The following is a 13,828-nucleotide window of genomic DNA, read 5'->3' on the forward strand; positions in this document are numbered from 1 at the left end:
CCATGTCGATGACCCTTCTAGGCTATCAAGAAGCTGCACTCGCGGACGTGACCAAGCGTTTCCGGCGCGCTGTCCGAGACTTTCATGAGGATGGCGACCGCACCGCAATCTCTCTTTCCGCGCCGACGGGGTCAGGAAAGACGATCATGGCCGCCGCAGTAATCGAACAGTTGATGTTCGGTGGGGGAGGTTATGCAGGGAATCCGCGCCTGTCTGTGCTATGGGTGTCAGACAACCCGAGCCTCAACGAGCAAACTCGAGACAAGTTCATGCGCTTCTCGTCTCGCTTCACTATCGACCGGCTTCCGGTCATCGGCGACGAGGACCCGCTGAACGCCCCCTCAATGGAGAGCGGCAAAGTCTACTTTCTCAATACCCAGAAACTGGGAGCTGGCGCCACGACCTTCCAAAAGGGCGACGGGCGCGAATTCAGTCTTTGGGACGCCATCAACGGCACAGGCAAGACCCTGAGCACCGACTTCCTCCTGGTGATTGACGAGGCACACCGTGGCACCGGCAAGCCGGCGCGCGGTGGGAACACACTATTGGGCCGCCTTGTTAAAGGTGACAAGGAACTGTCCCACCCGGCCCCGGTCGTGCTGGGAATTTCCGCAACTCCAGACCGCTTCCTCGACCTCGTTGGCTCCTCCATGTCGACGCGCTACGTCGAGGTAGACATAGACCTGGTGCGCGAATCCGGCCTGGTTAAGGACAAGGTGGTGATCGCCCATCCGACTGAAGCCCAGGTAGCCGACTCGACTCTGCTGGAGTGGGCCGCCCAGAAGCGGCAGGACATGACCCAGTCGTGGCGGCAGTACACAGAGGCTGAGGGTCTGTCACCAGTAGACCCGGTTCTCCTTGTCCAGATTCCTGCTGCGGAGTCCGAAGTTCGTATCGAGCGCCTCATGGACACGCTGATGGCCTCCGACAGATCGCTACGAAGCGATCATTTCGTGCATGCCTTGGAAACACACCGTGCACAGGAGTTCGGCAAGCACACAGTACGATGGGTTGAACCGTCCAAGATCCAGGAAACTCCTGGCATTAAAGTCGTCCTCTTCAAGGAAGCCCTAACCACAGGATGGGACTGCCCTCGCGCGGAGGTGCTGATCTCTCTACGCGGTGCCGACGACGATACCTACATTACGCAATTGCTCGGCCGTATGGTCCGCACGCCGTTGGCGCAGCGCGTCGAAACCATGGATGCGCTAAACCAAGTTTGGGTTTACCTGCCCCACTTCAATAAGGTAACAGTCCAGAGAGTCGTGGACCGCCTGAGGAGCGGTGACGACGTTATCCCGTCCGACGTCGAAATCAACCCCGTCGTGCTGGAACGCAACCCGCTGGAGTCGCAGAACCTTCGGGACGCTGTCTGGACCGTCTTCGCCGACTTCCCAACGAACACTCGCCCCACGAAGACAGCTCGCAATAGCGTCGACCGAGTCATCACACTCGGCATGATCCTCGCGGGACACGGTGTCTCAGGGGTTGGATCTAAGACAGTACGTAAGTCCATCACGGATGCACTCGTCTCTTACATGGAGCGAGACGATGTTGTGGAATCCATCCACGCAGCCGTTGAGAAGTACGAATCCATCTCAGTTACCACGCTGTCGGTGGACTGGATGACTGGCGAGGTCGTCAATAGTTTTGAGGGTACCCGCGCCGTATCTGCCTCCAACGTTGTCGACCTGTTCAACGCAGCCAAAAGGAAGCTGCCCGGAGGGGCAGCGGTCTGGCTGTGGGACCGCCTGTGTGAGACCCGGTTCCCAGACGACCCGGACCGAGCACGTCTTTACACTGCCGCTGTCGCGTTCCAGCCCGAAGCCGCCAAAACAGTCGAACAGACCGCACAAAACCTATTCACCACCTGGTACAAACAGGGCAAGAGCAAGCTACTGGGTGACCGCGAGGCCGTCGCCCAGGCTAATCTGCTGCTAGCTCAGTCGCGCGCCTCGGAACCCACCACTATCGCCCGACCGGATCAGGCGACTGTCAAGGACGCTGAGCACTGGTGGCCGAAGCACCTACTGGCGGCTAAAGCTGGGCAGATGCGCAACTCCGAGACCGAGGAGACCTACCCCGCGGGAATGTATCCGTGGACCCCATCGAACTCCTGGGAGAAGCGCGTTCTGGAGGCCGAGCTAAACCGCACCTCAGTGGTCGCTTGGTATCGCAACCCAACTGGTGGCGCCCAGGCCATCGGCGTCCCATGGGGCGAAGTCGGCAAACAGCGGGTGATGTACCCAGACTTCATTTTCTTCCGCCAGGAAGACAACAAGGTCGTCGTGGACATCCTCGACCCCCACAGACCGGACCTGGGCGACACCGTTCCGAAGTGGGCTGCACTATCTGTTTGGGCTAAAAAGGTTAACGACGGTGAATTCGATGTTGACGGGACATTGGGCACACTGGAGCAGCATCACCGCCTGGCAAGGGTGTGGGCCGTGATAGATGACGGCCACGGGGGACTGCAATACGTTGACCTGCTAGAAGAACCCGTCCGACTAGCATTCGCTGACCTCGCTTCGCAGGGCAAGAACGGCGAAGCCGACATCCGCGCGGTGTTCGACAAGTACGGGGCTGACTATCTGAACGCCGCGTAAGCGGCGCAAGGTTCACCTCTCAGGTATCAACCTTGTTCGGCTGAGCCCACCGCGCCGGCCCTCCGTTCCGCCGTGCCTCTGAGCGGCGGAACGGTTGGGCACGAGGAGGTACTGACTGCTGGACTGTCCGTGGACTGATCTCCGTCTTCTACCACCTTCCAAGGCCCTGGCCAGCAGTTTCGCTGTAAGTCGAAGCCCCCTCCGGAGCCGTGTGCGCAGGGCTAAATCTCGCTCCAGCGCAGGGCTGACGCAGCGCCCGATGGTTGCCCGTTGGAGGACCGTGGTCTCGCCGCTACTCGGCGGGCCTCAGACCGGCCATGAGCATTCCCACCCATACAAGTGCGGTACGTCTGCTCCTGGGTCGGCAGGGGCAGGGTTTGCGGCGGCCCGGTTGGTGCAAGCCGATCCGTGCCCGCGTCACTGAGGCCGTGAGGTAGGTCAGAGGGCATCGGTGAGCGCAGCCCTGCCCTCCTGTAACACCTTCGCGTTGAGGCCAGTGGGTTGCGGCTTCATCCACAGAGGAGGCAAACCAGTCCGCGCAGTCGGGAACGCGAAGCGGTACCGTCCGTGAACACATCGAGAACGACGTGGCCGGCATCGACACCGCTCTCGTCGGGCCCGGCACGTTCGCTCGGTACGAGCGCGATGTTCGCCCGGCCCGGCCACCAGAACGACAGCGACGCCATGCTCAGCGGAACCGCCGTTGCCGCCCCACCTGGGCCTGTCACCCTGCTCACCTCCGATCCTCCGTTCCGCCGATCCTCTGAACCGCAAAGGTTCACGGCTCTCTAAGGCGCGTGCGCCAGCGTCATCAAGGTCTGACACCCCAACGTCGAGAGATCCGCACGCGATTGGCAGTTCAGCCGAACCTCCCCCCGTGGCGTCCCCCGGCCTCCCGGTCGTGTGGTGGGACGAGGGCGGGAGGGAAAAGGGAGCGGGGGGTGGGACGTTGTGGGGGTTCGATCGGTGTACGTGTTGTGTTCAGGGATGTTTGACGAACGTGAGGAGATGGATCCGGTGCCCAGTCTGCTTGACACCCGTGACCGTTCGCCCGGCTCGGCCGCACCGCTTCAGGACTGGCCGCGGCTGTTGGTGACCTTCGACGTCAAGGGAGCCCGTTACCGCGTGATTCCCCACGCCGCCGAGTGGCGTGTCGACGAGGTCAGTCGGCTGCGGGGCAACCCTGTCGAGCAGTCGGCCCGCTGCCGGCTGGTCCGGGTCAGGCGTGGGCGCCGCGTTCTTCGTGACGTCCTCGCCGTCGTACCCGGCCACCGGGCCGTCAGCCTGGTACGCGTCGCACGTCACTTCGGCGGTACCTCGGCCTCGTTCGCTCCCGCCGAGCATGTCGAGAGCCTGTACGGCTGTCCGCAGGGGGCCATGGCTCCGTTCGTCTCTTCGCCCGGTCCCGCCCTGCTCGTCGATCCTCTGTTGCTCAAGCACCGGGAGATCTACTTCAACGCCAATCGCCTCGACCTGTCGGTCGCGCTCAGCGCCGAGGACTTCACCGCCTTGGCGCGGCCTCAGGTGGCCTCCATCGCCTGCTGAGCAGGCGTCACCCCATCGCCCCATCACCCCATCGCCAGTTCTCCTCCCCGACAGTCCCGCCCCCCTGGCTCCCGGTCGGCTCTTCCCCCGGCCGACCGGGTTCTTCCTTCCCCCCTCCCCCGCCGTCCGGGCCCCGCAAGAGACGTTCCCTCCCCCCGTCCGTCTCCTTGCGGGGTCCGGATTTTCGTCAGTCCCCCCTCCATACCGTCCCCCCGTACCTCTGTCCCTGTCCCTGTCCCTCCTCCGGGAACGAACCGGGAACCGGACGGGAACAAGAGGCGGCATGCTCGGGGGCGATGTCCGGAGCCGGGACCGCGTGCCCGGCGAAGTCTCGGAGAGGACCAGGGTCATGCCCAAGATCGTGCTTGCCTCCGGCAGCATTCGGCGGGAGTCGGCCAACAGCGCCGTGATCGCCACCATTCGCCGGATCCTCGAGCAGCGCGACGATCAGTACGAGGTCACCGTGCTGTCGCTGCGCGACTTCCCGCTGTTCGACGAGGACCTGGAGGCGGCCGGCGGTACGCCCGAAGTCCGGGCCGCCAAGGCGCAGGTCGCTGCCGCCGACGCGCTGATCATCAGCAGCCCGGCGTACAACGGCTACCCGTCGGGCGTGCTGAAGAACGCCCTGGACTGGCTGTCCCGGGAGGGCGACGCGGACCGTGCGCCCCTGGAAGGGCTGGCCTCGGCCGTCGTCAGCGCGTCCCCCGGCCAGGCCGGCGGGGAGAACGTGCAGTCGCACGTCCGTCAGATCCTCGCCAACTGCGGTGCGACCGTCATCGACTGCGAGCAGGTGGCCGTCGGCAACGCCATCGAGCTGCGTACGGCCGAGGGCGTCATCGGCGACCCCGGTGTGGTCAAGGCCCTGGAGGGTCTGGTCGACGCGGTTGCCGGGCACCTCGCGGCCGGTACGCCGCAGGAGGCGGCGGCGTAACCCGTCCGGACCCAAGGGACTCAAGCGACTTAAGGGCTCAAGGGGCTCAAGGGTTCCCCGGTCGCGGGTCCCCCGGGTCCGTCGGCCTTCCAGCTCTTCAAGCCCCCGGCTCCGCCGAGCCTCACCTCGGCGTCGCACCCCCACTCCGTGCACAGGCCCCCCACGCAAGCCATCTTCCGTGCGCAAACCACGGTTCCGTCCCGGCTCAGGTCCCCCCACCACGAGAGAGAGGCGGCTCGTGACCATGGCGGTTCGAACAGATGACAAACGGATCCTGTTGGTGATGCCCCGGTATCGGCTGGTCCGAAAGGCCGTCGCCGCCGGGTTCGACGTGTGGTCCCTGTGGGATCCCCGTCTGACCGACGCCGAGAGCCTGCGCCGGGTCGCGGACGCCTCGCACGCGCTCCTGCTCGCGGATCGCTCCGACGAGCGGGAGCTGCGTGCGCTGGCGCGCCGTACCCTGCGGCAGCACGGCATCGGGCACGTCCTGCACCTGGGCGCCGACGACCCGCTGGACTTCGTCCTGCCGGTGCTGGAGGAGGCCTGGCGGCTCGGCCGGGCTCCCAATCCCCCGTCCGCGGTACGGGCCCTCAGTCTCCTCGGTCCCGGGAGCGGGACCGGGAGCGAGAGCGGGGGCGCGAGGGGGAGCGGGAGCGGGAGCGGTTCGGGTCGCCTCGCTGCCGACCGGCTCCCCCGCGCGGTCCCGCGCCCGCGCGTCGACCGACGACCTGTCCGCACGGCGCCCAGCCCCCGGCCCAGCCCCTTGCCGGACGGCCACGGCCACGGTCACGGCCACGGCCCCTTGCCCGACGGCCCCGGCCCCAGCCCCAGCCCCAACTCCCCCTCGCGTACCTCGCGTCAGCGTTCCAGTCCCGGCTTCTCCAGTCCCGGTTTCTCCGGCCCCGTGCCCGAGGAACCGGGACTCAGTGTTCAGGCCTTCTCCGCCGGGGGTCGGCACCGCGTCGTCGGTGTGACGGCCAGGCGGGGGTCGGGGCATGTGCATCCCGCTCCGCCGCACGCGGTCGACGGGGCCGCGGTGGAGCGGGTCGTCGTCGCGGCGTTGGACGCGGTCGGGCACCGGTTCGGGCCCACGCACTTCGAGGTCGTACCCGCCGCCGACGGTCCGCGTGTGGTGCGGGCGCGGGCCGGCCTCGCCGGGGAGCGCATCCCGCTGCTGGTCCACATCGCCCGGGGCGTGGATCTTGAGGCCGCGGTCTTCGGCCATCTGCTGGACGGCGAGCCGGTGCCCGTTCCGGAGGCCCGTCGCTTCTCAGCCATCGGGTTCTTCCGATTGCCGCCGGGACGGCTGCGCACGGTCGCCGGCATTGACAGCATCTGTGCGCTGCCCTATACGGAGGCAGTGCAATTCCCGTATTCCCCGGGCGATGTGATTCCGGCACATGACACCGGCAATGGATATGTCGTCGTGTCCGGAGAAACCGAGGAGGAGGCGGGGCGGCGTGTCGCGTGCGCCCTCGCTCTGCTGCGGGCCGACGTACGGGAAGAGGCGGGGGAAGGTGCGGGTGCGGGAACGGAGAGGCGTGGCCCGTGAGGTGCCCGGAGGGGTGCGGGAGGAACTCGGGAATGAGGTGGTAACCGGAGGGTTTTCCGCAGGTGGCCCGAGGGATGGGAGGGGTGCGGAAGGGAGGAATGGAACGGGAGGAAGTGCTGGAATTCTCGATGGCGTCAGAGGGAATGACTTCCGTCGAAGGGGCAGACAATGCGCGGCAAAATGACCGGCATGATCAGCGTTATCGCTACGGCTGGCATTTGGGGGATTGCTGTGACGGCACCGGTCGGTTCGGTTCTCGCAGAGGATGACCACGGCCCCTCGGTCTCCCCCGCCTCTGTCGTCCTGGCCGACGACCACGGGCCCTCCGTGGCCCCCCTGTCGTCCGGCGCGATGGCCGCGAGCCTCAGCGCCTGAGCCAGGCACGGACGCCCACGCACACGCGCACCCAGACGCAGACGAACGCCCGGTGGACCCGCCTCAGCGGTCCACCGGGCGTTCGTCTGCGTGTCTCTGCCTGCCGATGTGCGCCCGGAGTTGCCTCACGCCAGCAGGCGCGCGTTCTCCGGGACCCCCATGTCGGTGAAGAGTTCGTCCGCCGCGCGCCGGTACTCCTCGGCGGCGCAGACGTCGCCGAGTTCCTTGCTCGCCTCGGCCAGCCCGTACGCCGCCTGGGCCGCTTCGTAGCGGAAGGCGATTCCGGCGGCGAGTTCGTGGGCGTTGCGGTGGCGGTCACGGGCCTCGGAGAACCTGCCGAGGGCGCGCAGGACACGGCCGGCGGTGTTCTCCACGGTGGCCCGGCGGGCCGTGGTCTCGTTGGCCGCCAGTTCCGTGGCCCGCTCGATGGTGAGCAGGGCCTCCTCGGCGCGGCCCAGCATCACCTGGGCGTCGGCGTAGTAGGAGAGGATCAGCGCGGTGTTCGCGGGCTTGTGCAGCCGGTCGCAGAGTTCCCGGGCCTCGTCGAGCCGTTCCAGGGCGGTGTGGGGGCGGCGGAGGCCGAGCAGGGCGAGGGCCAGGCTGGACAGGGAGACGATGGAGTTGCTGATCTCGCCGATCTGCCGGTACAGGGCGAGGGAGCGGGCCGCCGCGTCGGCGGACTCCTGGAACCGGCCGAGCCGGGCGTTGACCGAGGCGAGCAGCCCCAGGCTCACCGCTTCCTCCCTCAACTGCCCCAGTTCGCCCTGTAGTTCGACCGAGCCGGTGAGCAGGTCGAGGGCTTCGGAGAACTTCCCGAGGCTGTTGTAGACCTGCCCCAGCCTGCTCATGCCGACGGCCTCGCCGAGCCGGTCGCCCGAGTCGCGGGCCACTTCCAGTGCCTCGCGCAGATGGGCGGCGGACTCCTGGAACAGGCCCAGCCGCCATTGGCCCATCGCCAGGTTGGTCAGGCTGATGCGCAGCAGGACCGGCCGGCCGAGGCTTCGGGCGGCCGCCACGCCGGCGCGGTTGGTCTCCTGGAGTTCACGGGGGTAGTTGCGGATGTGGGAGTGGAAGCCGAGGGCGCGCGGCAGGTAGGCGGCGTGCAGCAGGTGTGCGTGGGCCACGGCCAGGTCCACGGCGGACAGCAGGTTGTCGCGTTGCTGGTCGAGCCAGTGCAGGGCCTCGTCGGCGGAGGTGAAGCCGGGGTGGAGCGACCGGCCGGGCGGCAGGAACTCGGGGAAGCGGGGGCGCTGCGGGAAGAGCGTGTCGCAGGCGCTTTCCGCCGTCAGCAGGTAGTGGTCCAGCAGCCGCCGCAGCGCCTCGTTCTCCGCGTCGGCGGCGTGCTGGGTGCCGAGCAGGCCGCGGGCGAAGCTGCGGACGAGGTCGTGCATCCGGTACCAGCCGGGTTCGTGCTGTTCCAGCAGGTGCGCGTCGAGGAGGTGTTCCAGGACCTCCTCGGCGTCTTCGGGGTCGCAGTCGAACAGCGCGCCGGCGTCCGCCGGGTCGATGTTGCTCCCGGGGTGCAGGCCGAGGAGCCGGAAGGCGGTCCGTCTGTCCTCGTCCATCGCCTGGTACGACATGCGCAGGACGGCGGCGACGCTGCGGCCGGTGGAGTTGAGCTCGTCCAGCCGGCGGCTCTCGTCGCCCAGCCGGTCCACCAGCCGCTGGATCGTCCAGTGCGAGCGGTTCCTGAGCCGGGCGGCGGATATGCGCATGGCGAGGGGCAGCCGGCCGCAGAGCCGGACCAGTTCGGCGCAGGCCTCCGGTTCGCGGTCGATCCGCTCGGTGCCGAGGGTGCGTGCCAGCAGTTCGGTGGCGTCCTCGTCGGTGAGGACGTCCAGGGACAGCCAGCGGGCACCGTCGAGGTCCACGAGGCGGGGGCGGCTGGTGACGATGGTCAGGCAGTCCGGTGAGGCCGGGATGAGCGGCATGACCTGTTCGGCGGTGGCCGCGTTGTCGAGGACGATGAGGAGGCGGCGCTGGGCGGTGATCGAGCGCCACAGCGCGGTACGAGCCGCCGGGTCGTGGGGCAGTTCGTCGCCGGGCACGCCCGCGGACGCCAGCAGGGCGTCGAGTGCGGCGGCCGAACTCAGCGGCTCCTGGCCGGGGGTGAAGCCGCGCATGTCGACGAAGAGCTGGCTGTCCGGCCAGTGCGCGGCCAGTTGGTGCGCGGCCTGCACGGCGAGCGCGGTCTTGCCGCTGCCGCCCATGCCGTCGATCGCGATGATGTGGGCGCAGCTCCCGGTGGCGCCGAGCGCGGTCTCGCGGATCCAGTCGAGTTCGGCGGCCCGGCCGGAGAAGTCCTGCAAGGCGTACGGCAGGGTGCTCGGTGACGGGGGCAGGCCCGCGGCGGGTGGCGGTGAGGGGGCCTGCGCCGCCGGTAACGAGGGTGCCGTGACCGCCGAGACCGACGTGGCACCGGGGTCGGCCGGGGGCGCGGACGCCGGGTCCGGGGCCGCCGGGGCCGGCGCGGAGGCCGCGGACGTCGCGGACGTCGGAGGGGCCGGTTCCGGCGGGTTCAGCGTGGGGCTCTGGCGCAGGATGTTCTCGTACAGCTCGGACAGGGCGGCGCTCGGGTCGATGCCGAGTTCCTCGGCCAGCAGGTGGCGGACGCGGCCGTACTCCTCCAGGGCCTCGGCCTGCCGTCCGGTGCGGTACAGCGCCAGCATCAGCTGTCCGCGCAGGGTCTCCCGCAGTGGGTGCTGGTTGACGAGGACCCGCAGCTCGCCGACGACCGAGGCCGCTTCTCCGGCCGCCAGTTGGAGGTCGAACAGCTGCTCCGCCGCGGCCAGGTGCTGTTCCTCCAGGGCGGCGGACGCGGCGTCGATGACCGAACCGCCGAACCCCGCCATGACGGGGCCGCGCCACAGCTCCATGGCCGCCCGCAATTCGTCGGCCGCGAGCGCGCGTTGGCCTTCCTCGACCGCCTTGCGGGCCCGGCGCAGCCGGGAGCGGTACTGGCTCAGGTCGAGCTGGTCCTCGCGAATTCTCGCCCGGTAGCCGGGGCCGTCGGTGAGGATCATTTCGGCCCCGCCGGGAATACGCTGCCGCAACTCGGCGACGGCCTTGCGTATTTGGTGCGGGGCGCTGCTCGGCGGGTCCTCGTCCCACGCCGCCTCCACCAGACGCGGAACCGGAACGACCCGGTTGGCCTCAAGCAGGAGCATGACCAGCGTGCGGGCACGCAGGCTACCGCCCACTTTCAGGGGCGAGTCACCGTCCCAGCCTTCCAGCACACCGAGAATGCGGAATTTCGGGCCCCGAATTGTTGCGGCACTGTGTGCCATCCTCTCCCAGCCCCCCGTCGACGATCATTGCAGGCGTGATCGACAAGCTGCCAGATTCTACGCAGCCTCGTTCGATTCCATCAATGCACGTTCATACGCTCCGCAACCGCAGTGTCACGGTAGGGCCTGGCACTCCGTGACGGGCCGTCAGGCCATCCGGGCAGGTGGTTTTCGGCCGTCCGCCCCCTCCCTCGCGCGGTACCGAAGCGGAACCGCAGCGGTAAAGGCACGGGACCGTTCTCGGCCACTGTGCGGTCGTCGGGCGCGGTCGCTCCGACAGGCCGTCCGGAGGGGGAGGGACGATGCGCGACGAGCGCGATCACGTCGGGGAGATGTGCGCGGAGTTGTTCGACTCGCTGCCGCGGCGCGATCAGCGGAGCAAGGCCGAGCAGTACGTCCGGGCGCTGCTGTCGGTGTCCGGGCGCAAGACCCTGCGGAACATCGCCGACTGGATGGGCGGTGGGCAGGCCGACCGCGAACCGGCGGGGCCGGGGGCGGCCAAGCAGAGCGTGCACCACTTCATCAGCAGTTCCTCCTGGGACTGGACGGGGGTGCGGCGGGCCCTGGCCCGGCACGCGGAGGACACCGTCGCGCCGCGGGCGTGGGTGCTGCGGCCCCTCGTGATCCCGAAGGCGGGGCCGCACTCCGTGGGCGTGGACCAGCAGTTCGACCCGCATCTCGGTGTCACGGTCAACGGGCAGCAGGCGTTCGGTGCGTGGCTGGCGTCCGAGCGCACCGCCGTTCCCTGCGACTGGTCCCTGCTGCTGAGCCGTGCCTGGCTCGACGATCCCGGGCGGCGGCGTCGTGCCCAGATCCCGGCCGGGGACCTGCCGGGATGTCCCGAGGAGGTCGCGGGCCGGCTCGCCCTCGGCGTGAGCGGGACGGCGGCGCCGCGGCCCGTGGTGATCGACGCCGAGGGTCTGGACCCGGCGCGTACGCTGCGGATCGTCGCGCCCGCGGGTGTCCCCGTATGCGTCCGGGTGGCCGCGGACACGCCGCTGCGGGTGGACCCGTCGGTGCTGCACAGTTACAGCGAACGGCTGTGCACGGCCGAGCAGTTGGTCGCGGGGATGCGGCGCTTCAGACGGCCCGGCGAGGGGCGCCTGGTGCGGGCCGCCGTGCCGGTGGTGCTGCCGGCCGCTCCGCACCGGCCGCTTCAGCTCCTGGCCCGGTGGACGGCCGGGACCCGGGGCCCCGACCGCTACTGGCTCGCCGCGCCGGGGAACCCGGGTGCGGTGTGCTCGCCCTCCGGCCCCGGGTCCGCCACGTCCGTCCGCTTCGGGGCGGCCGTCGCGCCCGGCGCGTCCTGCGCCGGGGAGCCGCCCGTCGGGCCGTCGGCGCTGGCCGACAGTGTGGAGCTGGCCTTCCGGCAGGTGTCGGAGCAGACCGGGATACGGGACTTCGCGGGCCGTTCCTTCCAGGGCTGGCACCGTCACATGACCCTCGCGTCGGCGGCACACGCCGCGGCGCTGCTGCTGCGGGCCGACGCCCCGCGTACCATCCGCGCGGCCTGACGCCTGCCCGGGCCGCCCCGGGACCGGCGCGAGCCCGCCGGCCCGGCCCGGTCCCATGCCTCGCGGGCCCGATGCCTCGCGGGCCCGACGCCACGCGCGCCCGACGCCACGCGGGCCCGACGCCTCACGCACCCGACGCCTCACGCACCCGACGCCCCCGCGCCCGGCCCCGCGCCCCGGTGTCCGCCCCGGACGCATGCGCGTGCCCGTCGGTGTCCGAGGGCCGGCCCCGTCCGCCCGTTCGAGGGCGGCCCGAGCCGGGCTCCAGGGTCGTCGGCGACGCTTCGGTACGAACCGGACGCGAGGAGGCGACGATGACGGACCCGGCGCCGCGCGGCCCGGTGGCCCGGCGGGCCGCGCTGGAGGCGGTGCTCGGCGACCCGCGCGACGAGGGGAACCCGCTCGGCGCGGCCGCCGTGCTCGCGGCCGAACAACGAGGTGAACTGCCCCTGGGCGGCGAGCCGTTGCTCGCGTCGTTCGGGCTGCACGAGGACTTCGTGCCGGAGGCGTACGGCGGACGGCTGGCGGGCCTGGACGCGGTCGCCGTCCTGCTGCGGGCGGTGTACCGCAGGGACGCCGCGCTCGGCTACGGCTACGGCTCGGCGTCCCTGGCCGCCGCGCTGAACGCCTGGTGCTTCGGCACCGCCGGGCACCGCCGGACGACCGCCCGGCTGCTGCTCGCCGGGGAACGGATCACCGGCGGCGCAAGCGGTGACGGCGGTCTGACCGCGGTGTCCGGCGACGGGGCGGGCCTGCGCCTGACGGGCCGCACCCCGGTCCTGGTCAACGCGCCCCGCGCGGCGGCCTTCGTGGTGGTGCCCCGGCACGCCGGCCAGGACGGCGAGTCGGTGCTCCTGCTGCGCCGGGACGGCCTTCCGCCGGGCGCCGTGGGGCAGTTGTCGCCCTACGACGGCACGGCTCCGGGCCGCATCCCCGCGGGCGAACTGACGCTGGAGGACTGGCCGGTGCCCGCCTCCGCGGTGGTCGGCGAGGCCGGCGACGGCCAGTGGGTGGCCCGGCGGGTGGCGCAGGTGTGCCGTCCGCTGGCGGGTTCGATGGCGGTCGGCTGCGCGGACACGGCGCTCAGGACCGTGCTGGCGGCGGTGCTGGCGGAGCGGGGCGGGGTACGGGGGCTGCGCTCTCGTGTCACGCGCCGTGTGGTGGTGGGCGCGTTCGCGGATCTGCTGGCCGCCGACTGCCTGTCGCTGGTGGCCCTGCGCGCGCTGCACCTGCTGCCGGAGCGGTCGAGCATCTGGTCGGCGGCGGCCCGCTGTCTGGTGCTGCGGCTGCTGCGGGAGGGCGTGGGCGATCTGATGACGGTGCTGGGAACCGACTCCCTGAGTGCCGGGGACGGCCTGGGCGCCTTCCACAAGCAGGTGCGGGACCTCGCGGGCATCGCACCCGGTCCCGCCGGGTCGGCCGCCGCGCTGGCGACGCTGCTGCCGCAACTGCCCACGCTGGCCCGCCGGTCCTGGACGGCCGGAGAACGGCCGGCTTCCGACGCGTTGTTCCGGCCGGACCACCCGGTTCCGCCCCTGACGGGCGACCGGCTGAAGCTGGCGGCGGCCGACGACGGCCTCGCCGTACTCCTCCTGCACGCGGACGGGGACGGCGCCGGCGGCGGGTTGCCGGAGTGGCCGGCCGCGCTCGGCGCCGAACTGGCCGCACTGCGGGAGGGCTGCCGGCGGCTGCCCGAGATGGATCCGGCGGCGCTCGCCAACCCGCGCGGTTTCGCCCTCGCGGAGCGGTACGCCCTGCTGACGGCCGCCGCCGCCTGCCTCGGGGTGTGGCGCACGGCCCGGCGCAACGGCGCGAGCGGGTTCCTCGCCGAGCCGGCCTGGCTGCTCGCCGCCGCGCACCGGATCGGGGTGCGGCTCGGGCTGCCCGTGCCGGCGCCGTCCCCCGAGCACGAGGACCTGCTGCTGCGCGAGGTGCTCCGGCGCTGCCGCGAGGCCCGCAGCCTCGACCTGTACGACACCCCGCTGGGCACACCGGCCCGGCACCGCGAGAAGGGATGA

At 70.4% G+C, this 13,828-nt stretch carries 7 protein-coding genes; 6 read left to right on the forward strand and 1 reads right to left on the reverse strand.

Going from position 1 to position 13,828, the window contains the following annotated elements; all coding sequences use genetic code 11:
• The first annotated feature begins 8 nt into the window (after positions 1–8).
• From ACZ7D7_RS00515 to ACZ7D7_RS00530, 4 genes are all read left to right on the forward strand, one after another.
• Positions 9–2,606: a DEAD/DEAH box helicase gene (locus ACZ7D7_RS00515; RefSeq protein ID WP_470822404.1), complete on the forward strand. Its 2,598-nt coding sequence runs from the start codon at positions 9–11 to the stop codon at positions 2,604–2,606.
• A gap of 987 nt (positions 2,607–3,593) precedes the next feature.
• On the forward strand, positions 3,594–4,151 hold the full coding sequence (locus ACZ7D7_RS00520) for a YbaK/EbsC family protein (protein ID WP_470821187.1): 558 nt from the start codon (positions 3,594–3,596) through the stop codon (positions 4,149–4,151).
• Positions 4,152–4,500: 349 nt separating this feature from the next.
• On the forward strand, positions 4,501–5,082 hold the full coding sequence (locus ACZ7D7_RS00525) for an NADPH-dependent FMN reductase (protein WP_470821189.1): 582 nt from the start codon (positions 4,501–4,503) through the stop codon (positions 5,080–5,082).
• 283 nt (positions 5,083–5,365) lie between these two features.
• Positions 5,366–6,634, forward strand: a complete 1,269-nt coding sequence (locus tag ACZ7D7_RS00530; protein ID WP_470821190.1) for a hypothetical protein — start codon at positions 5,366–5,368, stop codon at positions 6,632–6,634.
• 500 nt (positions 6,635–7,134) lie between these two features.
• Here the strand turns inward: ACZ7D7_RS00530 and ACZ7D7_RS00535 are convergent, their stop codons facing one another.
• On the reverse strand, positions 7,135–10,176 hold the full coding sequence (locus ACZ7D7_RS00535; protein ID WP_470821192.1) for an AfsR/SARP family transcriptional regulator: 3,042 nt from the start codon (positions 10,174–10,176) through the stop codon (positions 7,135–7,137).
• A gap of 422 nt (positions 10,177–10,598) precedes the next feature.
• Between ACZ7D7_RS00535 and ACZ7D7_RS00540 the strand changes: the two genes are divergently transcribed.
• Positions 10,599–11,810, forward strand: a complete 1,212-nt coding sequence (locus ACZ7D7_RS00540; RefSeq protein WP_470821193.1) for an IS701 family transposase — start codon at positions 10,599–10,601, stop codon at positions 11,808–11,810.
• Between the two features lie 314 nt (positions 11,811–12,124).
• Positions 12,125–13,828: an acyl-CoA dehydrogenase gene (locus ACZ7D7_RS00545; RefSeq protein WP_470821194.1), complete on the forward strand. Its 1,704-nt coding sequence runs from the start codon at positions 12,125–12,127 to the stop codon at positions 13,826–13,828.

Source organism: Streptomyces sp. NPDC037054 (assembly GCF_055606745.1).

Bases quoted from the DNA above. Each gene is read 5' to 3' on its own strand.
- ACZ7D7_RS00535 (WP_470821192.1), bottom strand. From the start codon at position 10,176: ATGCTCCTGCTTGAGGCCAACCGGGTCGTTCCGGTTCCGCGTCTGGTG.
- ACZ7D7_RS00525 (WP_470821189.1), top strand. From the start codon at position 4,501: ATGCCCAAGATCGTGCTTGCCTCCGGCAGCATTCGGCGGGAGTCGGCC.
- ACZ7D7_RS00540 (WP_470821193.1), top strand. From the start codon at position 10,599: ATGCGCGACGAGCGCGATCACGTCGGGGAGATGTGCGCGGAGTTGTTC.
- ACZ7D7_RS00545 (WP_470821194.1), top strand. From the start codon at position 12,125: ATGACGGACCCGGCGCCGCGCGGCCCGGTGGCCCGGCGGGCCGCGCTG.
- ACZ7D7_RS00530 (WP_470821190.1), top strand. From the start codon at position 5,366: ATGCCCCGGTATCGGCTGGTCCGAAAGGCCGTCGCCGCCGGGTTCGAC.
- ACZ7D7_RS00520 (WP_470821187.1), top strand. From the start codon at position 3,594: ATGTTTGACGAACGTGAGGAGATGGATCCGGTGCCCAGTCTGCTTGAC.
- ACZ7D7_RS00515 (WP_470822404.1), top strand. From the start codon at position 9: ATGACCCTTCTAGGCTATCAAGAAGCTGCACTCGCGGACGTGACCAAG.